This is a genomic window from Blastococcus sp. SYSU DS0552, from assembly GCF_054050815.1.
Window position 1 is genome coordinate 71,144 of sequence record NZ_JBJHAB010000004.1, and the last position, 22,469, is coordinate 93,612.

General features: G+C 74.0%; 21 protein-coding genes. 8 read left to right on the forward strand and 13 right to left on the reverse strand.

The features are described from left to right. Positions 1 to 87: 87 nt before the first annotated feature. Positions 88 to 4,062 carry an ATP-dependent RNA helicase HrpA gene (gene hrpA / locus ACI8AG_RS05380; RefSeq protein ID WP_456596210.1) on the forward strand — a complete coding sequence of 1,325 codons (3,975 nt, stop codon included), beginning with the start codon at positions 88 to 90 and terminating at the stop codon, positions 4,060 to 4,062. 10 nt (positions 4,063 to 4,072) lie between these two features. Here hrpA and ACI8AG_RS05385 read toward each other — a convergent pair whose 3' ends face one another. Then, positions 4,073 to 4,441 (reverse strand): hypothetical protein, encoded by a 369-nt coding sequence (locus tag ACI8AG_RS05385; RefSeq protein WP_456589973.1) that lies wholly within the window; start codon positions 4,439 to 4,441, stop codon positions 4,073 to 4,075. 212 nt (positions 4,442 to 4,653) lie between these two features. Here ACI8AG_RS05385 and ACI8AG_RS05390 point away from each other — a divergent pair, with 212 nt between their 5' ends. The 3 genes from ACI8AG_RS05390 (at position 4,654) to ACI8AG_RS05400 (ending at position 6,723) form a co-directional block, all read left to right on the forward strand. Then, a complete protein-coding gene (locus ACI8AG_RS05390; protein WP_456589972.1) occupies positions 4,654 to 5,043 on the forward strand; it encodes an ATP-binding protein in 390 nt (129 codons plus the stop codon). Between the two features lie 74 nt (positions 5,044 to 5,117). Further along, positions 5,118 to 5,282: a hypothetical protein gene (locus tag ACI8AG_RS05395; protein WP_456589971.1), complete on the forward strand. Its 165-nt coding sequence runs from the start codon at positions 5,118 to 5,120 to the stop codon at positions 5,280 to 5,282. A gap of 91 nt (positions 5,283 to 5,373) precedes the next feature. Then, positions 5,374 to 6,723 carry a cytochrome P450 gene (locus ACI8AG_RS05400; RefSeq protein ID WP_456596211.1) on the forward strand — a complete coding sequence of 450 codons (1,350 nt, stop codon included), beginning with the start codon at positions 5,374 to 5,376 and terminating at the stop codon, positions 6,721 to 6,723. 104 nt (positions 6,724 to 6,827) lie between these two features. Here ACI8AG_RS05400 and ACI8AG_RS05405 read toward each other — a convergent pair whose 3' ends face one another. Beyond that, positions 6,828 to 8,171 (reverse strand): sulfate adenylyltransferase subunit 1, encoded by a 1,344-nt coding sequence (locus ACI8AG_RS05405; RefSeq protein WP_456589969.1) that lies wholly within the window; start codon positions 8,169 to 8,171, stop codon positions 6,828 to 6,830. 68 nt (positions 8,172 to 8,239) lie between these two features. Here ACI8AG_RS05405 and ACI8AG_RS05410 point away from each other — a divergent pair, with 68 nt between their 5' ends. Then, on the forward strand, positions 8,240 to 8,461 hold the full coding sequence (locus tag ACI8AG_RS05410) for a hypothetical protein (RefSeq protein WP_456596212.1): 222 nt from the start codon (positions 8,240 to 8,242) through the stop codon (positions 8,459 to 8,461). Here the strand turns inward: ACI8AG_RS05410 and cysD are convergent. The 6 genes from cysD to ACI8AG_RS05440 all read right to left on the reverse strand — a co-directional run bounded on the left by cysD (position 8,452) and on the right by ACI8AG_RS05440 (position 14,063). Next, entirely contained in the window at positions 8,452 to 9,360 is a 909-nt protein-coding gene (cysD, locus tag ACI8AG_RS05415; protein ID WP_456596213.1) for a sulfate adenylyltransferase subunit CysD, read from the reverse strand. The genes ACI8AG_RS05410 and cysD overlap by 10 nt on opposite strands. A gap of 86 nt (positions 9,361 to 9,446) precedes the next feature. Then, on the reverse strand, positions 9,447 to 10,196 hold the full coding sequence (locus ACI8AG_RS05420; RefSeq protein ID WP_456596214.1) for an inositol monophosphatase family protein: 750 nt from the start codon (positions 10,194 to 10,196) through the stop codon (positions 9,447 to 9,449). Further along, the gene (locus tag ACI8AG_RS05425; protein WP_456589965.1) at positions 10,187 to 10,909 is read right to left on the reverse strand and encodes a PaaI family thioesterase; all 723 of its coding nucleotides are present in this window, start codon (positions 10,907 to 10,909) and stop codon (positions 10,187 to 10,189) included. The genes ACI8AG_RS05420 and ACI8AG_RS05425 overlap by 10 nt, the downstream gene beginning before the upstream one ends. A gap of 22 nt (positions 10,910 to 10,931) precedes the next feature. Then, positions 10,932 to 12,359, reverse strand: a complete 1,428-nt coding sequence (locus ACI8AG_RS05430) for a sensor histidine kinase (protein WP_456596215.1) — start codon at positions 12,357 to 12,359, stop codon at positions 10,932 to 10,934. A gap of 56 nt (positions 12,360 to 12,415) precedes the next feature. Then, on the reverse strand, positions 12,416 to 13,180 hold the full coding sequence (locus ACI8AG_RS05435) for a response regulator transcription factor (protein WP_456596216.1): 765 nt from the start codon (positions 13,178 to 13,180) through the stop codon (positions 12,416 to 12,418). An 88-nt stretch (positions 13,181 to 13,268) separates the two neighbouring features. Continuing rightward, a complete protein-coding gene (locus tag ACI8AG_RS05440; RefSeq protein WP_456589962.1) occupies positions 13,269 to 14,063 on the reverse strand; it encodes a siderophore-interacting protein in 795 nt (264 codons plus the stop codon). Between the two features lie 104 nt (positions 14,064 to 14,167). On the opposite strand from ACI8AG_RS05440, the gene ACI8AG_RS05445 reads away from it, so the two are divergent. Both ACI8AG_RS05445 and ACI8AG_RS05450 read left to right on the forward strand, forming a co-directional pair. Continuing rightward, on the forward strand, positions 14,168 to 14,377 hold the full coding sequence (locus ACI8AG_RS05445) for a DUF2945 domain-containing protein (protein WP_456596217.1): 210 nt from the start codon (positions 14,168 to 14,170) through the stop codon (positions 14,375 to 14,377). Positions 14,378 to 14,437: 60 nt separating this feature from the next. Beyond that, entirely contained in the window at positions 14,438 to 14,881 is a 444-nt protein-coding gene (locus ACI8AG_RS05450; protein ID WP_456589960.1) for a DUF2795 domain-containing protein, read from the forward strand. 51 nt (positions 14,882 to 14,932) lie between these two features. On the opposite strand, the gene ACI8AG_RS05455 is transcribed toward ACI8AG_RS05450, so the two are convergent. Then, positions 14,933 to 15,997 (reverse strand): hypothetical protein, encoded by a 1,065-nt coding sequence (locus ACI8AG_RS05455; RefSeq protein WP_456596218.1) that lies wholly within the window; start codon positions 15,995 to 15,997, stop codon positions 14,933 to 14,935. A gap of 830 nt (positions 15,998 to 16,827) precedes the next feature. Between ACI8AG_RS05455 and ACI8AG_RS05460 the strand changes: the two genes are divergently transcribed. Further along, the gene (locus ACI8AG_RS05460) at positions 16,828 to 18,237 is read left to right on the forward strand and encodes an LCP family protein (protein WP_456596219.1); all 1,410 of its coding nucleotides are present in this window, start codon (positions 16,828 to 16,830) and stop codon (positions 18,235 to 18,237) included. Positions 18,238 to 18,293: 56 nt separating this feature from the next. Here ACI8AG_RS05460 and pstB read toward each other — a convergent pair whose 3' ends face one another. The 4 genes from pstB to pstS all read right to left on the reverse strand — a co-directional run bounded on the left by pstB (position 18,294) and on the right by pstS (position 22,372). Beyond that, positions 18,294 to 19,073, reverse strand: a complete 780-nt coding sequence (gene pstB, locus ACI8AG_RS05465; RefSeq protein ID WP_456589194.1) for a phosphate ABC transporter ATP-binding protein PstB — start codon at positions 19,071 to 19,073, stop codon at positions 18,294 to 18,296. A 28-nt stretch (positions 19,074 to 19,101) separates the two neighbouring features. Next, the gene (gene pstA, locus ACI8AG_RS05470; protein ID WP_456596220.1) at positions 19,102 to 20,187 is read right to left on the reverse strand and encodes a phosphate ABC transporter permease PstA; all 1,086 of its coding nucleotides are present in this window, start codon (positions 20,185 to 20,187) and stop codon (positions 19,102 to 19,104) included. Further along, positions 20,187 to 21,140 carry a phosphate ABC transporter permease subunit PstC gene (gene pstC, locus ACI8AG_RS05475; protein WP_456596221.1) on the reverse strand — a complete coding sequence of 318 codons (954 nt, stop codon included), beginning with the start codon at positions 21,138 to 21,140 and terminating at the stop codon, positions 20,187 to 20,189. The genes pstA and pstC overlap by 1 nt, the downstream gene beginning before the upstream one ends. A 116-nt stretch (positions 21,141 to 21,256) precedes the next feature. Next, the gene (pstS, locus tag ACI8AG_RS05480) at positions 21,257 to 22,372 is read right to left on the reverse strand and encodes a phosphate ABC transporter substrate-binding protein PstS (RefSeq protein WP_456596222.1); all 1,116 of its coding nucleotides are present in this window, start codon (positions 22,370 to 22,372) and stop codon (positions 21,257 to 21,259) included. Between the last annotated feature and the right edge of the window lie 97 nt (positions 22,373 to 22,469).

Below are 22,469 nucleotides of genomic sequence, written 5' to 3' on the forward strand. Positions count from 1 at the left end.
GGCAGTGGGATCCTGGACGGCGGCCCGCCCGTCCCCGGGGCGGCGCCCCGGTACCCCGTCCCGGCCGAGAGGAACGCGAGCGCCCCCGTGAGCCATGTGCACCCCGAGCAGCGGGCGCCGCGCGACGATCTCCGGGAGCGCCTCGCCGGCCTGACCCTCGCCGACGAGCACCGGCTGCGCCGCCGGCTGGACGGGCTGCGCCGGACGAAGGACCAGGGGGCGCGCGACCGGCAGCGGGAGCGCATCGCCGCCGACGTCGCGGCGGCCGAGGAGCGGATCGCACGGCGGCGGGCCGCCGTGCCGGCGATCGGCTACCCCGAGGAGCTGCCGGTCAGCGCCCGGCGCGAGGACATCGCCGCTGCGCTCCGGGACGCCCAGGTCGTGGTCGTCGCCGGCGAGACCGGGTCGGGGAAGACCACCCAGCTGCCCAAGATCGCCCTCGAGCTCGGCCGTGGCGTGCGGGGCCGGATCGGGCACACCCAGCCGCGGCGGATCGCGGCACGCAGCGTGGCCGAGCGGATCGCCGAGGAGCTCGGCACGCCCCTCGGCGAGGTCGTCGGCTTCAAGATGCGCTTCGCCGACCAGGTGTCGGACTCGACGCTGGTGAAGCTGATGACCGACGGCGTGCTGCTGGCCGAGATCGGGCACGACCGGCTGCTGCGCCAGTACGACACGATCATCATCGACGAGGCGCACGAGCGGAGCCTCAACATCGACTTCCTGCTGGGCTACCTCGCCCAGCTGCTGCCGAAGCGGCCCGACCTGAAGGTCGTCATCACCTCCGCGACGATCGACGTCGAGCGGGTCGCGAAGCACTTCGGTGATGCGCCGGTGGTGGAGGTCAGTGGCCGCACCTACCCGGTCGAGGTCCGCTACCGCCCCGTGGTGGACCCGGACGATCCGGACGCCGATCCGGACCGCGACCAGGTGAGCGCGATCCTCGACGCGGTCGACGAGCTGGTCGCCGAGGGGCCGGGCGACATCCTGGTCTTCCTCGCCGGCGAGCGGGAGATCCGCGACACCGCCGACGCGCTGGCCGACCGCGCCCTGCCGAACACCGAGGTGGTGCCGCTCTACAGCCGGCTCTCGGCCGCCGAGCAGCACCGGGTGTTCCAGCCGCACACCGGCCGGCGGGTCGTGCTCTCGACCAACGTCGCCGAGACGTCACTGACGGTTCCGGGCATCCGCTACGTGATCGACCCGGGCACCGCGCGCATCTCCCGGTACAGCCATCGCACGAAGGTCCAGCGGCTGCCCATCGAGCCGGTCAGCCAGGCGTCGGCCCGCCAGCGCTCGGGACGGTGCGGGCGGCTCGGCCCGGGCGTCGCGATCCGGCTCTACAGCGAGGACGACTTCCTCGCCCGCCCCGAGTTCACCGATCCCGAGATCCTGCGCACCAACCTGGCGTCCGTGCTGCTCCAGATGGCCGCGCTGGACCTCGGGGAGGTCGCCGAGTTCCCGTTCATCGACCCGCCCGACCGCCGCTCCGTCGCCGACGGGCTGGCGCTGCTGGAGGAGCTGCACGCCCTCGACGAGCACGGCAGGCTCACCCCGACCGGCCGCGCCCTGGCCGCGCTGCCGCTGGACCCCCGCATGGCCCGCATGGTGGTGGAGGCCGACCGGCGCGGCGTCCTCGACGAGGTGCTGGTCATCGCCGCCGGCCTGACCATCCAGGACCCGCGCGAGCGGCCCGCCGAGCACCAGCAGGCCGCCGACCAGATGCACGCCCGGTTCGCCGACGAGAACTCCGACTTCCTGGCCCTGCTCAACCTGTGGCGCTACCTCGGCGAGCAGCAGGACGCGCTGTCCGGCAACCAGTTCCGCCGGACCGTGAAGCGGGAGTTCCTGCACTATCTCCGCATCCGCGAGTGGCAGGACCTGCACGGCCAGCTGCGCGGCACCGCGCGGCGGCTGGGCATGGCGGTCGGCGAGCCGGCCGGCGAGCCCGACGAGCGGGGCATCCACGCGTCCCTGCTCGCCGGGCTGCTCAGCCAGGTGGGGCTGCAGGTCGAGCACGGCCAGGGGCGGCGGGGCGGGCAGGAAGCAGAGCGTGACAAGCGCCCCGGTCGCGAGTACCTGGGCACCCGGAACACCCGGTTCGTGATCGCGCCGGGCACCCCGCTGGCGAAGAAGCCGCCCCGCTGGGTCGTCGCCGCCGAACTGGTCGAGACCAGCCGGCTGTTCGCCCGCACGGTGGCCCGCATCGACCCCGAGACCGTCGAGAAGCTCGCCGACCACCTGGTCAAGCGCCAGTACTCCGAGCCGCGCTGGGACGCCAAGCGGGGCTCGGTCGTCGCCACCGAGCGGGTGACCCTCTACGGGCTCCCGCTGGTCGTGGGCCGGCGCGTCCAGTACGGCTCCATCGACCCGGTCGTCTCCCGCGAGCTGTTCATCCGGCACGCCCTGGTCCAGGGGGAGTGGACCACCCACCACCGCTTCTGGGCGGAGAACCAGCGCGCGATCGAGCGGGTCGCGGAGCTGGAGGAGCGGGCCCGCCGGCGCGACATCGGCGTCGACGACGAGACGCTGTTCGAGCTGTACGACGCCCGCATCCCCGCCGACGTCGTCTCCACCCGGCACTTCGACCGCTGGTGGAAGCGCGCCCGCCACGAACAGCCGGACCTGCTGACCTTCACGCCGGAGATGCTCACCAACGCCGCCGCGGCGGCGCAGGTCCGGCCGGAGGACTATCCCGACGAGGTGCGCCTGACCCAGGGCCTCGCCCTGCCGCTCTCGTACGCCTTCGCCCCCGGCAGCGCCGAGGACGGCGTGACCGTCGACGTGCCGCTGGGCGTGCTGGACTCGGTGGCGCAGCGCACGTCGGGCGAATCGCTGGCGTTCACCGTGCCGGGGCTGCGCGAGGAGCTGGTGACGGCGTTGCTGCGCACGCTGCCCAAGCCGCAGCGCCGGGCGCTGGTCCCGATCCCCGACCGGGTCCGCGCCGTCCTGCCCCGGATCGACCCCGGCGAGCCCCTGTTGCCGGCCCTGGAGCGGGAACTGCGACGGACGGCCGGTGTGGTGATCCCGCCGGACGCCTGGCAGCCGGACCAGGTGCCCGATCACCTGCGTGCCACCTTCCGCGTGCTCGACGACCAGCAGCGGCCGCTGGCGACCGGCAAGGACCTCGCGGCGCTCAAGGCCCAGGTGGCGCCGCAGGCCCGGGCCAGCCTGGCGCGGGCGGCGTCGGACCTCGAGCGGACCGGCTGCACGTCGTGGCAGTTCGGTGAGCTGCCGCGCACCGTGGAGGTGCGCCGCGGCGACCACGTCGTCACCGCCTATCCCGCGCTGGTGGACGAGGGGACGACGGTCGGCGTCCGGGTGGTCCCCACCGAGGCGGAGGCGAGCCGGCTGACCTGGCGTGGCGCCCGCCGGCTGCTGGTCCTGGTGGCGGGCTCGCCGGTCAAGCAGGTGGTGAAGGGGCTGCGGCCCGCCACCCGGCTGGCCCTGCAGTTCAACCCGGACGGCGAGATCCCCGACCTCGTGGCCGACTGCGTCGACGCGGCCGCCGACGAGCTGATCGCCGCGGCGGGCGGCCCTCCGCGGGAACCGGAGGCCTTCGCGGCACTGGTGACCACGGCCAGGGCGCAGCTGCAGCCGCTCACCGTCGACGTCGTCGGCCGGGTCGAGGCCGTGCTGACCCGGGCGCGCGAGGTGGCGGTGGCGATCGGTGCGGCACCGGGCCGCCGGGTGCCCGACGCGGCGGTCGCCGACCTCCGGCGCCAGATGACCGGGCTGCTGCACCGCGGCTTCGTGGCCGCGACCGGTCGCCGGCGCCTGCCCGACGTCGTCCGGTACCTCACGGCGATGGCGCACCGGCTCGAGAAGCTGCCGGCGAACGCGGCGCGCGACGAGCTGTGGATGCAGCAGGTGGCCGCGGTGACGGCCGAGTACGAGCAGCTGCGGCGGCAGGTCCCGCCGACCGGGGCGCCGGACGACCCGGTCGTCCGGGTGCGCTGGATGATCGAGGAGCTGCGGGTTGCTCTCTTCGCCCAGAACGTCGGCACGCCGCGCCCGGTCTCCGAGCAGCGCATCTACAAGGCGATCGACGCGATCCTGGGGTAGTCCGACGGGCTCACCCGGCCGCGCCGGCGCCGCTCTCCTTCAGCAGCGCCGAGATGCGCTGGCGGGTGACGCCGAACAGCGCCGCGATCCGGTTGATGCTCACCTGCTCGCGCTGCAGCGCCGCCGCCTCCTCGCACCGCCAGGTGTGGCCGGCCGTCGCCAGGGAGGTCAGCACGGTGGAGACCCTCTCGACGACCAGCGGGCGGGACTCCTCCGTCACCAGCTCCAGCCAGGGCCGGCCCGCGCGGCGCTCGACCAGCAGCCGGTCGGCCCGGGCGCGAGCGCGTTGCAGCTCTACGAGCGAGCCGTCGATGCAGGCGATCAGGCCTTCGAGCGCCTGCGTGGCGGGCTCGTCCGGTGCTGCGTCCGGACTGGGCATGCTGCTCCTCACGGACGCGGGCAACGGGACGGGCGAACTCTAGCGGGATATATATCGCACACAACCGGCATGAGGCGCAAGGGGGGTTGCGCCCCGTACCCCGACAGTGGACAGTTGCGCACAACACAGTCGAGTTCCCCGTCCGAACTGCCGATGAGTCCGGCATCGGGCGGCCGCGCCGACACCCGCCCGCCGGCAGAACGGAACGCTCCATGTCCACGCTCAGCGCCAGCCTCGACCTCCCCCCGGTCGCCGCCAGTGTCCCGGCGGCCCGGCGGCTGGTGCGCGAGCTGCTGCGGTCGTGGGGCGCCCGCCAGGACCACGACGACGCGGCCCTCCTGGTGACCGAACTGGTGGCCAACGTCGTGGACCACGTGGGCGGCAGCGCGTGTCTCACCGTGGAGGCGACCTACTCCGAGGACTGGCTCCGGCTCGCCGTCGTCGACTGCTCCCCGGTCCGGCCGGCGGTCCAGCAGCTCTCCCCGGACCGACCCCGCGGGAGGGGCATGCTGATGGTGGAGGTCCTCGCCGACCGGTGGGGGTGCGAGGACTACCGCGACGGCAAGCGGGTGTGGTTCGAGCTGCGTCCGCCCCGGCTGTGATCCACAGCTGGTTTGCCGCCCTCGCCGAGCGGGGACGGGCGGAGGGGAAGCCAGCCGAAGGAAGGGACTGCGCGATGAGCGAGCCGAACACCCACGCTGCAGGTGAGGGAGTCTCCGACGAGGAGATGATCGAGACCGTCGCCGGCCAGACCGACAGCGCGTCGGAGAACGCCGACGTGGCGGGCAAGGACTGGGACGGCGATCCGGGCGCGGCGCCCGCGCCCACCGACGAGGCCTGACCTCCCGACGTCCCGCACCGCCCCCGTCCCGCTGCCGGGACGGGGGCGGCGCCGCGTTCCGTCGCCGGGTCCGCGCTGGCAGACTTCGGTGATGACCGCCACAGCCGAGGTGCGGCCCGCACCCTCCGGGGCGGCGCTCGGGCCGCTCGCCCGCCCCGCGCGCACCGCGGTGCGCTGGGCCGTCCGGCACGCCCTGCCGGCGGTCTACCTGTCCCGCAGTGCGCGCCGCGGTGACCTGGTCGGCCGGCTGATGCGTGATCCGGCGCTGCGCGAGCACCCCTACGACCTCTACGAGCAGCTGCGCGCCCGCGGCCCGCTCCCGGGCAGCAGCCTGGGTCTGGTGACGACGTCGCACCCCGTCGCGCAGGAGGTCCTGCGCAGCGACCGGTTCGGCGTCGGCTGGGACCGTTCGGCCGCCCCCGGGGTGATCCGCTGGGCGCTGGAGTTCGGCGACGACCCCACGGCGGCCGGTGTCGCCGAACCGCCGTCCATGCTCGTGGTCGACCCACCCGACCACACCCGGTTCCGCCGGCTGGTGAGCCGGGCCTTCACCCCCCGGGCGACGGCGGCGTTCGAGCCGGTCATCCGGCGCACGGCCGAACGCCTCCTGGACGACCTGGCGCGCCGCGACGGCACGGTCGACCTCGTCGGTGCCTACGCCGCCCAGCTGCCGGTGCTGGTGATCGCGGACCTGCTCGGCGTGCCTCTCGAGCGCCGGGAGGACTTCCTGCGGTGGGGCGCAGCGGCCGCCGCGACCCTGGACCCCGGCCTGCCGCTGCGCCGCTACCTCGCCGCCGAGAAGGCGCTGCGGGCCATGCACCGATTCCTGGCGGAGCACTTCGCGCGGCTGCGCCACGACCCGGCCGACGACCTGGTCAGCGGGCTGGTCACCCTGCCGGCGGAGGATGCGCTCACCGACCGGGAGCTGCACGCCACGGTGCTGCTCCTGCTCGGCGCCGGCTTCGAGACCACGATGAACCTGCTGGGCAACGCCGTGGTGCTGCTCGACGCGCACCCCGGCGAGCGGGAGCTCCTCCGCAGCGGCGCCGCGGGCTGGGACGACGCCGTCGAGGAGGTGCTCCGGCTGGACAGCCCCGTGCAGCTGACCGGCCGGACGGCGCGCGCGGAGGTCGAGCTCGCCGGGCGGACGGTGGCCGCCGGCACCCGGGTGACGCTGCTGCTGGGGGCGGCCAACCGCGACCCCGAGGTCTTCCCCGACCCGGCGAGGTTCGACGTCGCCCGGGCCAACGCGCGGGAGCACCTGGCCTTCTCCGGCGGCATCCACTACTGCCTGGGCGCGGGGCTGGCGCGGCTGGAGGGCGCCGTCGGGTTGCAGGCGCTCGACGAGCGCTTCCCGCGGCTGCGGGTGGCCGGCCGTCCGCGGCGCCGCGACCTGCGGACCCTCCGCGGTTTCGAGGTCCTCCCGGTGACCCTGCGCTAGGGACCCGCTCCGCTCCCTGTTGATCAGGTCACCTGATCAACAGGGGTCCTGGCTCACGGTGGACGGTGAGCCAGGACCCCTGCAGGTGAGCCAGGACCGCCCGTTCAGCTGCCGGGGACCAGCATCCCGGCGCCGACCGTCGCGTTGGTCGCCTCGTCCACCAGGATGAACCGGCCGGTCACCCGGTTGCGGCTGTACTCGTCCACGAACAGCGGCTGGGTGGTGCGCAGCCGCACCCGGCCGATGTCGTTGAGGCCGAGCTCGGTCGCGCCCTGCTCGCGGTGCAGCGTGTTGACGTCCAGCCGGTACTGCAGTTCCTTGACCACCGCGCGCACCGAGCGGGTCGTGTGCTTGACGGCCAGTCGCTGCCGGGGACGCAGCGGCTCGTCGGTCATCCAGCACACCAGCGCGTCCAGGTCCTGCGTCACGTGCGGGGCGTTCGCGGGCCGGCAGATCAGGTCGCCGCGGGAGACGTCCAGGTCGTCGGCCAGCCGGACGGTCACCGACATCGGGGCGAAGGCCTCCTCGACGGGGCCGCGCGGCCCGTCGATGCCGGCGATCGTCGTCGTCAGCCCGCTGGGCAGCACCTGGACCTCGTCGCCGGGGCGCAGCACCCCGCTGGCGACCGTCCCGGCGTAGCCCCGGTAGTCGTGGTGCGCGTCCGACTGCGGGCGGATCACGTACTGCACCGGGAACCGGACGTCGATGAGGTTCCGGTCGCTGGCCACGTGCACGTGCTCGAGGTGGTGCAGCAGCGAGGAACCCTGGTACCAGGGGGTGTGCTCGGAGCGGCGGACGACGTTGTCGCCGTGCAGCGCCGAGATCGGGACGACGGTGAGGTCGGGGACGTCGAGCTTCGCGGCGAACGCGGTGAACTCGTCGCGGATCGCCTCGTAGGTGTCCTCCGACCAGTCGACGAGGTCCATCTTGTTGACCGCGACGACCAGGTGGGGCACTCGCAGCAGCGAGGCGAGGAAGGCATGGCGCCGGCTCTGCTCCAGCATGCCCTTGCGCGCGTCGACCAGCACGATCGCCAGGTCGGCGGTCGAGGCGCCGGTGACCATGTTCCGCGTGTACTGCACGTGACCGGGGGTGTCGGCCAGGATGAACGTGCGCCGCGGGGTGGCGAAGTACCGGTAGGCGACGTCGATGGTGATGCCCTGCTCGCGCTCGGCGCGCAGGCCGTCGGTGAGCAGGGCCAGGTCGACGTAGTCACCCTTGCTCGCGCGCTCGACCGCCTCGTACTGGTCCTCGAACACCGCCTTGCTGTCGTAGAGCAGGCGGCCGATGAGCGTGCTCTTGCCGTCGTCCACCGAGCCCGCGGTGGCGATGCGCAGGATGTCCTTGCGCGCGGTGGCGATCTCCGCCGCCGCCTCCGCCGCGGGCGAGTGGACGTCGATGGGGGCGTCGGGGTGGACGCCGGGCTGGTCGGCGGAGCCGGCGGTCATCGGGAGATCTCCTGGCAGAGGACGGCGGAGCGGCGGACGCTGGGGTCCGTCGTCCGGGGAGGCAGAGCGTGTTCGTGCTGGTCGCGGCGGTACCGGCGCTGCTCGTCGTGGTCGCCGGCTACGTCGTCGGCTTCGCGGTGGCGGGCTGGGTCTGCGACCTGCTCGGCGCGCGACCGGGCAGCACGCCGGAGGTGACCGGCTGGTCGGCGGGCGTGGTGCTGCTCGCCGCCGTGGTGCGGGTGCTGCTCGTGCTCCGGCGTCGCCGCGGACGGGAGGGGCATCAGAAGTAGCCCTCCTTCTTGCGGTCCTCCATCGCGGCGTCGCTGACCTTGTCGTCGCCCCGGGTGGCGCCGCGCTCGGTCATGCGGGTCACTGCGATCTCGGCGATGACCTCCTCGACCGTGGTGGCGGTCGAGGGCACGGCGGCGGTCAGGTTCGCGTCACCGACGGTGCGGTAGCGGACGCTCCGGCGCTGGACCTCCTCGTCCTCGCGCGGGGAGATGAACTGGTTGACCGCGTACAACATGCCCTGGCGCTCCACGACGTCCCGCTCCTGCGCGAGGTACAGCGGGGGGATGGCGATCTCCTCGCGGAGGATGTACTGCCAGATGTCGAGCTCGGTCCAGTTCGACAGCGGGAACACCCGGATCGACTCGCCGAGGTGGATCCGGCCGTTGTAGAGGTCCCAGAGCTCGGGCCGCTGGTTCTTCGGGTCCCACTGGCCGAACTCGTCGCGGAAGGAGAACACCCGCTCCTTGGCGCGGGCCTTGTCCTCGTCGCGCCGGGCGCCGCCGAACAGCGCGGTGAACCCGTGCTCCTCGACCGCGTCGAGCAGCACCGGCGTCTGGATGCGGTTGCGGGAGCCGTTGGGCTCCTCCTTCACCGTGCCCGCCGCGATCGCCTCGGGCACCGAGGCGACCACGAGCTGGACACCCAGCTCCGCCACCCTCCGGTCGCGGAACTCCAGGACCTCCGGGAAGTTCAGCCCGGTGTCCACGTGCATGACCGGGAACGGGATGCGCGCCGGCGCGAACGCCTTGCGGGCCAGCTCCAGCATCACGATGGAGTCCTTGCCGCCGGAGAACAGCAGCACCGGCCGCTCCAGTTCGGCGACCACCTCACGGATGACGTGGATGGACTCGGCCTCCAGCGTCTCCAGCTGGCTGAGCCGGTAGTCGGGCGTCGTCACGCTCTCGTGCTCCACGGGGCTAGGGGTCGGGCGACCCGATCGGCGCAATCCGATCGGGTCGGTGGGGATTCGGTGCCCAGTGTCCGCTATCGGGCGGCGGCGACCGCAGCCAGGACCTCGTCGGCCAGCTCCGGACGCGCGACGACCAGGTCGGGCAGGTAGGGGTCGGGGGCGTTGTAGACCAGCGGCGACCCGTCCAGCCGGCAGGTCACCAGGCCGGCGGCGCGAGCGACGCCGACCGGCGCGGCGGAGTCCCACTGGTACATCCCGCCGCCGTGCACGTAGGCGTCGACCTCGCCGCGCACCACCGCGAGGGTCTTGTAGCCGGCCGAGCCCATCGGCACCAGCTCGCCGCCCAGAGCGGCGGCCACGGCCTGCGCCTCGGCCGGAGGGCGGGTGCGGCTGACGGCGATGCGGACCGGCCCCGCCGGCCGGGGCGGCAGCGCCGGTGCGGGGTCGGTGACGTGCACCTCGCCGAGCGCCGGCAGCGCCACGGCCGCCGCCACCAGGTCACCGCCGGCCCACAGCGCGACGTGCACCGCCCAGTCGCTCCGGGCGGGATCGGAGTACTCGCGGGTGCCGTCGAGCGGATCGACGATCCAGACGCGGTCGGCGGTCAGCCGGCGGGGGTCGTCCACGGCCTCCTCGCTGAACACGGCGTCGCCGGGGCGTGCGTCGGTGAGCACGGCGAGGATCGCCCGCTGCGCGGCGGCGTCCCCGGCGTCTCCCAGCGCCCGCCCGCCGGGCCCGCCGGTCCGCAGCGGCAGGAGGGCGGTGGCCGCGGCGCGGGCGGCCGCCACCGCGACCGCGACGTCGCCGCCCGGGGTCAGCTCCACTGGACCGAGGTGGCGTCGCCCGGCCGGCGGGGCGGGGTGTGCCGGCCCGCGACGTCGGTGATGGCGCCGAAGTAGGCCCGGGCCTTCTCCGGGCGCGGCATGACGAAGATCCCGCGCGCCTCGACGAGCGGCTGCCCGGGCTCGGCGGCCAGCGCGATCGTGCCGGCGATGACCGACTTGCGGCCCTCGGTGCTCTCGACCCACGCGCGCAGCACCAGCGGGGTCTCCAGCGGCAGCGGGCCGCGGTAGTCCAGCTCCAGGTGCGCGGTCATGCCCCACAGGCCCGCCGCCCCGGCCGCGCTGCCGAGCAGCTGGTCCATGAACAGGGCGCTCATGCCGCCGTGCACGTAGCTGGGCGGGCCCTCGTAGGCGACACCCAGGGTGACCTCGGCGACCACACCGCCCTCCTCCCGGCGCACCACGAGCGGCGGCGCGAGGGCGTTCCCGGCGCCGACGACCGGATTGAAGACCCGTCGGCCCACGGACGGGTCGTCGAGCGCCGGCAGCACGGAGGCCGGGCGCCGGGAGGCGGCGATGCGGGCGGTCGCCTGCCGCACCAGGTCGGTCGCGGCCGCGATCTCGGTCGCCGGCTCCGTCGTGGTGACCGACATCTCGATCAGCTCGCGGATCGCCGCCCCCAGGTCGGTGGACGCCGCCATCAGCGCCGGGTCGTAGGAGGCCGCGGTGTCCGGGTGGCCGTCGTTCGTCGTCACCACCAGATGGTCGCAAGCCGGGTCACGACGAACTCGTCGCACCCCCGTCCGGGCCGCCGCGGGGCAGCCGCACGGTGACGGCCAGGCCCGCCCCGGGCGCAGTCTCCAGCGAGGCGGATCCGCCGTGGGCAGCCGCGAGCGAGGCGACGATCGACAGCCCGAGGCCGGTGCCGCCGGCCGCCCGCGTGCGGGAGGCGTCGGCCCGGTAGAAGCGCTCGAACGCGCGCTCGGCGTCGGCCGGCTCCATGCCCGGGCCCTCGTCGGCGACCCGGAGCAGGAGGACGTCGTCGTCGGCCGGGTCCTGTGCCACGGAGACCTGCACGCGGGTTCCCGCCGGGGTGTGCGTGAGCGCGTTCGTGACGAGGTTGCCGACCACCTGCCGCAGGCGGCTCTCGTCGCCGAGCACGACCGGCACGTCGGTGAGCGACTCGTCCAGGTGCAGGCTGATCGGCCGGTCCGGCTGGACGGCGCGGGCGTCGTGCACCGCGTCGCCGGCGATCGCGGCCAGGTCGACCGGGGCCAGGGACAGCGGTCGCTGCTGATCCATCCGGGCCAGCAGCAGCAGGTCCTCGACCAGCAGTCCCATCCGGCTGCCCTCGGCCTCGATCCGCTGCATCAGCCGGGCGACGTCCGCCTCCTCCCGGACGGCCCCCTGCCGGTACAGCTCGGCGAAGCCGCGGATGGAGGTCAGCGGGGTGCGCAGCTCGTGGCTGGCGTCGGCGACGAACCGGCGCAGCCGCTGCTCGGAGCCGCGTGCCTGCTCCTCCGACGCCTGCTGGGCGCGGAAGGCCGTCTCGATCCGGGCGAGCATGCCGTTGAGCGCCGTGGAGAGACGGCCCACCTCCGTGCGGTCGTCGCCGACCGGGACCCGCCGCGAGAGATCGCCCGCGGCGATGGCACGGGCGGTCTCCTCGACCTCGGCCAGCGGCCGGAGGCTGTTGCGCACCAGGACGTAGCCGGCGGCGCCCAGCAGCGCCAGCACCGCCAGACCCACGACCAGCTCGATGCGGATCAGCCGGGAGATCGCCCCTCCGTCGCGCCCCTGGTCCTCACCGACCACCAGGGTGTAGCCCCCCGGCAGCTCGCCCGAGGCCATGCGCCACGCGTTCCGGTCGGAGCCGACCGTGATCGCGGGACCACCCTCGCGGAGGGCCTCGACGTCCGCCTCGTCCAGCTCCGGCAGCTCGTGGACGCCGGGGCCGTACGGCTCCCCGATGACCACGGGCTCGTCGCTGTCCGGCGGGAGGCAGGCGACGTAGAGGGGGCTGGGTTCCGAGATCTCCCGGAGGCAGGTGCTGACCAGCCGCGGGCCCTGGTTGCTGGCGACGATGGCCTGCAGCTCGTCGTCCTGCTGCTCCTGCAGGTAGTCCGCGAGCAGGGACGTCGCGGCGGCCCCGGTGGCCAGGAGCGCGACCGAGACGAGGGCGACCAGGAGTGCGACCAGGGTCACGCGCAGGGGGATCTGCTGCCCCCCGGCGCGCACGGGGCCCCGCCCGTCCATCGCGGTCAGGAGCCGCGCGGCAGCCGCAGGGTGTAGCCGACCCCGCGGATCGTCTGCAGCAGGCGCGGCTCGGTCGTGTCGATCTTGCGGCGCAGGTAGGAGATGTAGGACTCCACGACGTTCGCCTCGCCGTTGAAGTCGTAGTTCCACACGTGGTCGAGGATCTGCGCCTTCGACAGCACCCGCCCGGCGTTGGCCATCAGGTAACGCAGCAGCTTGAACTCGGTGGGGGAGAGGCTGATGACCTCGCCGGCCTTGACGACCTCGTGGGTCTCCTCGTCCAGCTCGATGTCGGCGAACGTCAGCCGGGGGGCCTCGGCCTCCCGCTGCGTTCCCGCCGTGCGCCGCAGGACGGCCCGGATGCGGGCTACGACCTCGTCCAGGCTGAACGGCTTGGTCACGTAGTCGTCGCCGCCGAGGGTCAGCCCGGAGATCTTGTCCTCCGCGGCATCCCGGGCGGTGAGGAAGAGCACCGGGGTGTGGCGGCCGGTCTCCCGGAGGCGCCGCACGACACCGAAGCCGTCGAGGCCCGGCATCATGACGTCCAGCACCAGGAGGTCGGGCCGGAACGAGGCGGCCAGCGCGAGGGCCTGCTGACCGTCGGCGGCGGTGGCCACATCGAAGCCCGCGTAGCGGAGGCTGGCCGACAGCAGTTCGCGGATGTTCGGCTCGTCGTCGACCACGAGCAGGCGGGCCTCCGGGGCCGTGCGCCCGGTGGGCTGGGTGCCGGACATCGCTCCTCCGGTGGCGTGCGCCGATGCCGTCGTCATGCCCCCAGGGTGGGGACGCCGGCTGCGGTGGATCTGGACGCTACCTGTGAACCCCCTGGGAACCGACCCGGGCCACGCGGCGGACGGGTCAGCCGGCCGGCGCCATCGCCCGGCCGCGCCGCCAGTAACCGATGGCATGGTGCTGGGCCCGGCCGAGCCCCCAGCGACCGCGCAGGTCGGCCCGGATGGCGCGCACGGCGGCCGACTCGGCGCCCACCCAGGCGAAGACGTCGTCACCCGGGGGCCGCTCCAGGGCCGCCACGGCGTCGACGAGCAGGGTGCTCTCCCCGGGAGGCGTCGCGCCCCGGTGCAGCCAGCGCAGGTCGACGCCCGGTGGGGCGGCCAGCTGCTGCTCCTCCTCCGGTCCGGCCACCTCGAGGTAGGCCACACCGGTCGTCTCCGGCGGTGCGGCGGCGAGGATGCGGCTCACGGCGGGCAGCGCCGTCTCGTCCGCGGCGAGGAGCAGCCACCGTGCCGGGCGTTCGGCGAGCGAGGCGGCGCCGGCGACGCCGAGCAGGGCGCCGGGGCGGGCCGCCGCGGCCCAGGACGCGGCCGGGCCGTCGCCGTGGAGCACGAAGTCGATGTCCAGCTCGCCCGCGGCCGGGTCCTGCCGGCGGGCGGTGTAGCTGCGCAGTGCGACGCCGTGGCTGCCGTCGGGCCACACGACCCGGCCGTCGCGCTGGATCAGCGGCCAGCGGGGAGCCGGGTCGTCCACCCGGGGCACCAGCAGGTTCACCGTCGGCCCGGCCGCCGCCACCGCCTCCGCCGTCCCGGTGAGGGTCACCCGGCGGACCGAGGGCGTCACGTCGGTGACCGCGACGACGGTGAGGACGTCGACCGGGCGCAGGCCGTCCACGAGGGCGGCGTCGTTCGCGGTGGTCACGTCCGACGAGCCTAGGCGGGCGGCCGGCCCGGTCTGCGCATGTGTGTCCGGGCCTTGCTGCGGGCAGGGGCAGGGGCAGCACCGTCCGACGAACGGAGACCACGATGGCCGACGAGTTCGACAAGGGTGACCACGTCACCTGGAAGAGCCACGGCTCGACGACGGAGGGCACGGTCGAGCGGAAGATCACCTCCGACACCGAGGCCTCCGGCCGCACCGTGCGCGCCAGCGAGGACGACCCGCAGTACGAGGTGCGCAGCGAGAAGTCCGGGCGCACCGCGGTGCACAAGCCGGGTGCCCTCGACGAGGCCTGACCCCCTTCGCGGACGGATCCACGGCCCGGCGGTGCCGGGCCCCAACACCAGGAGGCACACGTGACCGAGTCCGCAGGCGAGTTCGCCGGCTCGCGCAGCACCAAGCACAACCCGCGCCTCGACGAGGAGCTCGAGCACGAGACGCAGGGGATGATGAAGGCCGAGCGGGCCACCCGGTCGCACGAGTGGCGCGAGGTCGAGCCGGTCGCCGAAGGTGACCCCGACGTCGACGCCGACCCGGCCGGCACCCTCGTCGGTGGCACCCCCGTGGGCATGACCGAGGACGCGGTCGTGGCGCGCGCCGAGCTCGCGCGGTGGCTGGACCGGGCCGACTTCCCGAGCACCGGCCCCGACCTGGTCGAGGCGGCCCGCGACCACCGGGCCCCCGACGTCGTCGTCAGCGAGCTGGAGCGACTGCCCGAGGGGGAGACCTACGAGCGGATCGGCGACGTGGTCCGCGCGCTGGGCTACCCCACCGAGACCGGCTCCGGTCCGGGCGCCTAGCCCGGACGCCCCTCCGGTCGCCTCGACCGCCCGGGGTGGGAGGGCGTCGGCTCAGGAGCCGGCGCCCTCCGCCTCTCTCTCCCGCGCCTCGCCGTCGGCGATCTCCTCGGCACCGCGCCGGCGGAACAGCTTCGAGCCGGGGAAGCCCTTCACGATCTGCCGCATGTCCTGGACCGTGTCGACGAGGTCCCGGACGTCGGTCCCCACGTTCTCCAGCCCCTCCAGCGCGGGGAGGACCTGCTCGTCGAGGTGCCCGAGCACCTGCGGCAGCCGGTCGATGAGCGTGATGAGCGCGTCCACCTCCGTCGCGTCGAACTCGGCCGCCAGTCGCCGGATGGACGGCGCCAGGGCGGTGAGCGCGGGCTCGTAGTCGGTCAGCAGCGGCTCGACGCGACCGACCAGCCCCTCCGCGCGCCCGACGATGCCGTCGGCCCGTTCCGTGGTGCCGGCGACCCGGTCGATGGCGTCGTCGGCCTTGGTGCGGGTGTGGCCCATGGCCTCGATGGCGTCGTCGGCCTTGGTGCGGGTGTGGCCCATGGCCTCGATGGCGTCGTCGGCCTTGGTGCGGGTGTGGCCCATGGCCTCGATGGCGTCGTCGGCTTTGGTGCGGGTGTGGCCCATGGCCTCGATGGCGTCGTCGGCTTTGGTGCGGGTGTGGCCCATGGCCTCGATGGCGTCGTCGGCTTTGGCGCGGGTGTGGCCCATGGCCTCGATGGCGTCGTCGGCTTTGGCGCGGGTGTGGCCCATGGCCTCGATGGCGTCGTCGGCCTTGGTACGGGTGTCGCCGATGGCCTCGATGGCGTCGTCGGCCTTGGTACGGGTGTCGCCGATGGCGGTGATGGCCTCGTCCGCGGCGATCCGGGTCCGGCCGACGGCGACGATGGCCTCGTCCGCGGCCAACCGGGTGTCGTCCAGACCGGTGATCGCCACGTCCGCCCGGTCGAGCAGCGTCTCGACGCGGGCAACCATCCCGGACGCCTGGTCCAGCAGCTGCTCCACGCGGCCGAGGACGCCGGCAGCCCGCGGCACCAGAGCGAGGGCGTCTGCCACGCCCTCGCGCAGACCGCCCACCGCGGCGAGGACGTCGGACGGGCCGGGAACGGAGGGCAGGCGCACCGTGTGGACGGTACGCAGTGCGCCGGTGGCCCACCATTCGGTTGCGCCCCTCGCCCCGATCGGGCCGCACGTCGGCGCAGCGGCGCCCGCGCGTCGGCGTGGCGATCGCAGATCCGCCCGTATCGTGGGACGACAGGCAGGGACATGCGGACGACGAAAAGGTGTCGACACCTGTGGGTGATCAGCCGAGGTGGGGCGACGCGGATGGCCGCGACGTCCCCGGTCGCACCCGCCGGGGGCGCGCCCCGGCCGACGGCGCCGCGGAGCCGGTGACCGTCGAGCAGCTCCTCGCCCGGCAGGGCAACGCCGTCGGTGGTCGACGGGCCGCTCGGCGGGGCTCTGCCCAGCCGTCGTCCTCCCGCGGTGACACCGCTGCCCCCGATGGCCGGCGTGAGGCGGCAGATCCGGCCCGAGGCGGCGACCAGCCGCGGCCGGCCGAGCCCGATCCGCTCTCCGGGCCCGGCGCCGGCATCCCTCCGGCCGGCCCAGCGGACGCCCCCGCCGTCCGGTCCGGGCTCCCGCCGGTCCCCGGCGCCGCCCGGCCCGGCCGCGTCGCGGGGTCGCAGCCCGGCCTCCCGCCGGTCCCCGGCGCCGAGCCGGGGGTGCCGCCGGCGGCCGGTGCGCAGCCAGGACTTCCCCCGGTCCCGTCCGCTCCGGATCGGTCGTCGGCGGCCGGGACACCGACGGCCTGGGTGCCCGACGAGCGGCCCTCCCGGCGCAGTGGACCCATCCCCCCGCTTCCCGGCCTGGCTCCGCCGCCGCGCCCGTCGGGCGCCACCCGCCGGCGGGCCGCTGACCGCCCTCCGCGCAGCCCGCGCCGCCGCCGCCTGATGCGTGCGGGAACGGCGCTGGCCGCGGTGGTGGGCGTGGTCGTCCTCTACCACCTGGCGCTGTACTTCTACGTCGACCAGAGCATCGACCGGGTCGACGCGCTCGCGGTCGACGGCCCCGAGGTCCTCGCCCCGGGTCTGCAGGACGCCGCCGAGACCTATCTGGTCGTCGGTACGGGCGTCCCCGGGCAGACCGGTGCGGCGTCGGTGGCCACCCTGGTCGTCTCGGTCTCGGCCGAGGGTGACCGCGCAGCGCTGGTCAGCGTGCCCCCCACGGCGCTCGTGGACACCCCGGTCTGCCGTACGCCCGACGGCACGCTGCGCGACCCGGTCACCGAGGCGTTCGCCAGCTCGCTGCTCCAGGGCGGGCCCGCGTGCACGGTGCGGGCGGTCCAGCAGCTGTCCGGCCTCCGGATCGACCACTACCTCGGCGTGGACCTCGCCGGCCTCCCCGGGATGGTCGACGCCCTGGGCGGTGTCCCCGTCTGCGTCATTCCCTCGACGACCACCGCTGCCGCGGCCACCCCGCCCCCGGCCGGGCCGTCAGAGCTGTCCGGCGCCGCGGCGTCGGGTTTCCTGGAGCCGGGGGACAGCGGGGTCGACGTCACCGGTGCGGCCGTCGCCGAACGCGCCCAGCGGCTGCTCACCTCCACCCTCCGGGCCGCGATGTCCGCGGACACGGTGCTCGACCCGGTCACCCTCACCCGCTTCCTCTCCCGGGCCGCGGATGCGCTGACGGTCGACGAGCAGACGACGCTGGGGGATCTGCGCGTCCTCGCTGCCACGCTCGGCGATCTCTCCGGTGACGCGGTCCAGCGCGCCGCGCTGCCGGTCGCCCAGGTCGGCTACGTGCCGGCCGGCACCGATGAGGCCTACGTGATCCTCGATCGGCAGGGCACGCGCGCGCTCTTCGACGCGGTCATCGACGGCGCCCAGGTGCCGGCGGAGCTGCTGGCCACCCCGGAGGCGCCGGAGGCGGCCGCGCCCGAACCGGCGCCGGAGCAGGCGCCCGAGCCGGCGGCGCCCGAGCCGCTCACCGCGGCCCCCGGTGAGATCACCGTGGACGTGCTCAACGGCACGGCCACCACCGGGCTGGCGGCCACGGTTGCCGACGCGCTCCGCGGGCAGGGCTTCACCGTGGGCGCGGTGGGCAACGAGCCGGGCACGGTCAACGGGACCGTCGTCCGGTACGGGCCGGGTGCGCTGAACGGCGCCCGCACCGTGGCCGCCGCGGTGCCCGGTGCGGTTCTCGAGCCCAGCGACGCGATCGGCGACGCGGTCCAGCTGGTCATCGGCCCCGGCTACTCCACGGTCGTGCCGGTCGAGGTCAGTGCCCGGGAGCCGGTCCAGGCCGCGCCGGACACGGCGGCGGCCGCCCCCGAGCCGGAGGCGGCCGCCGTCACCTGCTGAAGGACCCCGTTCTCCTCACCCCTCGCAGGCTCGGGGCGAGCCTTGGAACGGGGCCCTCAGCCGAAGCGTCCGGAGATGTAGTCCTCGGTCGCCTTCTCGTCAGGGTTGCTGAAGATCTTCTCGGTCGGGTTGAACTCGATCAGCCGGCCGGGCTGCCCGACCCCGTTGAGGTTGAAGAAGCCGGTCTGCTCGCTGACCCGGGCCGCCTGCTGCATGTTGTGGGTCACGATGACGATCGTGAACCGCTCCTTGAGCTCGGTCATCAGGTCCTCGATGGCCAGCGTCGAGATCGGGTCCAGAGCCGAGCACGGCTCGTCCATGAGCAGCACGTCGGGCTCGACGGCGATGGCGCGGGCGATGCAGAGCCGCTGCTGCTGACCACCGGAGAGGCCCGAGCCCGGCCGGTCGAGGCGGTCCTTCACCTCTTCCCACAGGTTGGCTCCACGCAGCGAGCGCTCGACGAGCTCGTCGGTCTCCGACTTCTTCATCTTCTTCGCGTTCAGGCGCATGCCGGCGGCGACGTTGTCGTAGATGGACATCGTCGGGAACGGGTTCGGCCGCTGGAACACCATGCCGATCTGCCGGCGGACCGTCACCGGGTCGGAGTCGGAGCCGTAGAGGTCCTGGCCGTCCATGACGACCTTCCCCTCGACGCGCGCACCGGGGATGACCTCGTGCATGCGGTTGAGCGCACGCAGGAACGTCGACTTGCCGCAGCCCGACGGCCCGATGAGCGCCGTGATGCTGCGCGGCTCGATGGAGACGTTCACGCCCTGCACGGCGAGGAACTTGCCGTAGTAGATGTCGAGATCCGACACCTCGATGCGCTTGGCCACGAGTGGTCCCTTCCTGGGTGGATGAAGCTCAGCGACTGGTCTTGGGGGCGAAGACGCGGCTGATCACGCGGGCGACCACATTGAGGCCCATCACCAGCATGATGAGGACCAGCGCCGCTGTCCAGGCCCGGTTGATCGCGTCCTCAGGCGGTACACCCGGCTGGGTCAGCTGGTAGAAGGCGTAGACCGGCAGGGTGGCCATGCGGCCCTCGAACGGGTTCAGGTTGGTGCCGTTCGTGATGCCGACCGTCACGAGCAGCGGCGCGGTCTCACCGATGACGCGCGCGATGGCCAGCGTGACGCCGGTGCCGAGACCGGCGATCGCGGTGGGGATGACCACCTTGAGGATGGTGCGCCACTTGGGGACCCCGAGGGCGTAAGCAGCCTCGCGCAGCTCGTTGGGCACGAGCTTGAGCACCTCCTCGGCCGACCGCACCACCACCGGGATCATGAGGACCGAGAGGGCGACGGCGCCCATGATGCCGAGCCGGATCCCCGGCCCGAAGAAGATCACGAAGAGGGCGTAGGCGAAGAGGCCGGCCACGATCGACGGGATACCGGTCATCACGTCGACGAAGAAGGTGATCGACCGCTTGAGCCGGCCGGACCCGTACTCCACCAGGTAGATGGCGGTCATCAGGCCGATCGGCACCGAGATGAGCGTGGTGAGCAAGGTGATGATCAGGGTGCCCATGATCGCGTGGTACGCGCCGCCACCCTCGCCGATCACGCCCTGGAGGGACGCGCCGAAGAACTCGCCGTCGAACCGCTGCGCACCGCGGCGGATCACCTCGTAGGCGAGCGACACCAAGGGCACCATGGCGATCCCGAAGGCGGTCACCACCAGGCACGTGACCAGCCGGTCGACGGCCCGCCGGGGGCCTTCGACGACGCGCGACGTCGCGTAGACGGCGACGGTGCCCAGGACGACGGTGTAGATGACCAGCAGGACGATGTTCGGGCTGGTCAGGAACCCGATGAGGGCGGCCAGCGCCAGGGCCGCGGCGAAGCAGGCCCACGGCGCCCACTGGGGGAGCCGGCCGTTGCCGCGCCGCTCGGGGGGCGTGCCCGGGGCGCTGACGCCCGTGCTGCGCTGCTGCATCGACGTGCTCATCAGTTGGCTCCGGAGAAGTCGGCCCGGCGGTTGACGATCCAGCGGGCGAGCATGTTGACCAGGAGCGTGATCACGAACAGCACCAGGCCGCTGGCGATCAGCGTGTTGACGTCCAGCCCGGTCGACTCGGGGAACTGCAGCGCGATGTTGGCTGCGATGGTCTGCGGGTTGGCGCTGGAGATCAGGGCGAAGGTGATGCCGGCGGCCGAGCCGGAGAGGATGATGGCGACCGCCATGGTCTCGCCGAGCGCCCGGCCCAGGCCGAGCATGGCGCCACCGATGACGCCGCTCTTGCCGTACGGGATGACCGCCATCTTGATCATCTCCCAGCGGGTGGCGCCGAGGGCGAGCGCCGCCTCGCGGTGCAGCGACGGCACCTGCGTGAAGACCTCGCGGGAGATGGCGCTGACGATCGGCAGGATCATGACGGCGAGGACCAGCCCGATCGTGAGCATCGTCCGCCCCGTGGCCGAGACCGGCCCGGCGAACAGCGGGATGAAGCCGAGGTTCTCCTCGAGCCAGCGGTAGAAGGGCACGAGTCGCGGGGCGAGCCAGGCGATGCCCCAGAAGCCGTACACGATGCTCGGGATCGCGGCCAGGAGGTCGACCACGTAGCCGAGGACCTGGGCGACGCGGCGCGGCGCGTAGTGGGTGATGAACAGCGCGATGCCGACCGCGAGCGGGGTGGCCACCAGCAGGGCGATCGCGGCGGACAGCAGCGTGCCGAAGATCAGCGGCCAGACGTAGGAGACCAGCCCGCCCTCGCCCGGGAGCTCCTCTGCCGGCGCGGTCAGCGCCGGGAGCGACTCGGCGAGGAGGAAGACGGTCACCCCGGCCAGGATGACGAGGATGAGGATCCCGGCGCCCTTGGCGCTGCCGGCGAAGATCCGGTCGCCGGGCCGGCGTACTGCCCGGGGAGCCGTCGGTTCCTGCGGGGGACTGCTGACTGTCACCGCTGCTCCGTCTGCTGCGCGTCGATGGGGTGCCCGTCGGGTGTGCCCGCCGGCGGCGGGCGGAGTGACGGCCCGGAGCGTCTCAGACGCTCCGGGCCGTCACTGATGGTGCCGGATCAGCCGGCGGCGGTGATCGCGTCGATCGCGGACTGGTTCTGCTCGCGCAGGGAGTCCGAGATCGGCGCCGACCCGGCGGCCTCGGCGGCGGCCTGCTGGCCCTCCTCGCTGATCACGTAGCCCATGAAGTCCTTGACCAGGTCAGCGGTCTCCTGGTCCTCGTACTCGATGCAGCCGATGTGGTAGCTGACCAGCACGATCGGGTAGTTGCCGGACTCCGTCGTGTCGCGGGCGAGCTCGATGGCGAAGTCGTACTCGCCGCGGCCCTCCAGCGTCTCGGAGTTCTCGACGACCGCGGCCGCGGCCTCGGCGGACGGCTCGACGAACTCGTCGCCCACCCCGATGTTGGCCACGCCGAGGCTGCCGGCCTGGCTCAGGTCGGCGTAGCCGATGGCGCCGTTGCCGGCGCCGACCGCGCTCACCACGCCCGAGGTGCCCTGGGCAGCCTCGCCGCCGGACACCGGCCAGACGCCGTCGGGCTCGTGCGGCCACGCGTCGCCCGCCGCGGCGGCCAGGTACTCGGTGAAGTTCTCCGTGGTGCCGGAGTCGTCGGCACGGTTGACCGGCGTGATCGGGAGGTCGGGCAGCGTCGCGTCGGGGTTGTCGGCGGCGATCGCCGGGTCGTTCCAGTTGGTGATCTGCTGGTTGAAGATCCCCGCGAGCGTCTCGGGGGAGAGGTTCAGCTCGTCGACGCCCTCGAGGTTGTAGACCACGGCGATCGGCGCGATGTAGTTGACCAGCTCGAACACCCCGGAGGTCCCGCAGCGCTCCTCGGCCTCGGCGAGCTCCTCCTCGTCCAGCGCGGCGTCCGAGCCGGCGAAGTCCGTACCGCCGGCGAGGAACTGCTCGCGGCCACCGCCCGAGCCGACCGGGTCGTAGTTGACGGTCACGTCCGGCTGGACGCTGTTGTACCCCGCGGTCCAACCCTGCATGGCCGCCTGCTGGCTGCTGGCGCCGGCGCCGACGAGCGTGCCGCTCAGCTCGCCGCCGCTGCCGGCGTCGCTACCCCCACCGGCGTTGCTCGACTCGTTGGACGCGCCGCAGGCGGCGAGCGCGAGGGTGCTGGCGAGCGCCACGGAGAGCGTGGTGGCGCGCGTCTTGGTGCTGAGCTTCAACTCAGGGCCTCTCAGGTTCGCCCGGACGTCTTCCGGGCAGCGTGGGACCGACGCGATCGAAGCTAGGGACCTCAGGTGGCGCGCTTACCGAGGGCAG

What these genes read in the sequence shown, in the direction of transcription:
- ACI8AG_RS05385 (WP_456589973.1), bottom strand. Translation starts at nt 4,441, where the DNA reads ATGCCCAGTCCGGACGCAGCACCGGACGAGCCCGCCACGCAGGCGCTC.
- ACI8AG_RS05390 (WP_456589972.1), top strand. Translation starts at nt 4,654, where the DNA reads ATGTCCACGCTCAGCGCCAGCCTCGACCTCCCCCCGGTCGCCGCCAGT.
- ACI8AG_RS05395 (WP_456589971.1), top strand. Translation starts at nt 5,118, where the DNA reads ATGAGCGAGCCGAACACCCACGCTGCAGGTGAGGGAGTCTCCGACGAG.
- ACI8AG_RS05400 (WP_456596211.1), top strand. Translation starts at nt 5,374, where the DNA reads ATGACCGCCACAGCCGAGGTGCGGCCCGCACCCTCCGGGGCGGCGCTC.
- ACI8AG_RS05405 (WP_456589969.1), bottom strand. Translation starts at nt 8,171, where the DNA reads ATGACCGCCGGCTCCGCCGACCAGCCCGGCGTCCACCCCGACGCCCCC.
- ACI8AG_RS05435 (WP_456596216.1), bottom strand. Translation starts at nt 13,180, where the DNA reads ATGACGACGGCATCGGCGCACGCCACCGGAGGAGCGATGTCCGGCACC.
- ACI8AG_RS05445 (WP_456596217.1), top strand. Translation starts at nt 14,168, where the DNA reads ATGGCCGACGAGTTCGACAAGGGTGACCACGTCACCTGGAAGAGCCAC.
- ACI8AG_RS05460 (WP_456596219.1), top strand. Translation starts at nt 16,828, where the DNA reads ATGCGTGCGGGAACGGCGCTGGCCGCGGTGGTGGGCGTGGTCGTCCTC.
- pstA (WP_456596220.1), bottom strand. Translation starts at nt 20,187, where the DNA reads ATGAGCACGTCGATGCAGCAGCGCAGCACGGGCGTCAGCGCCCCGGGC.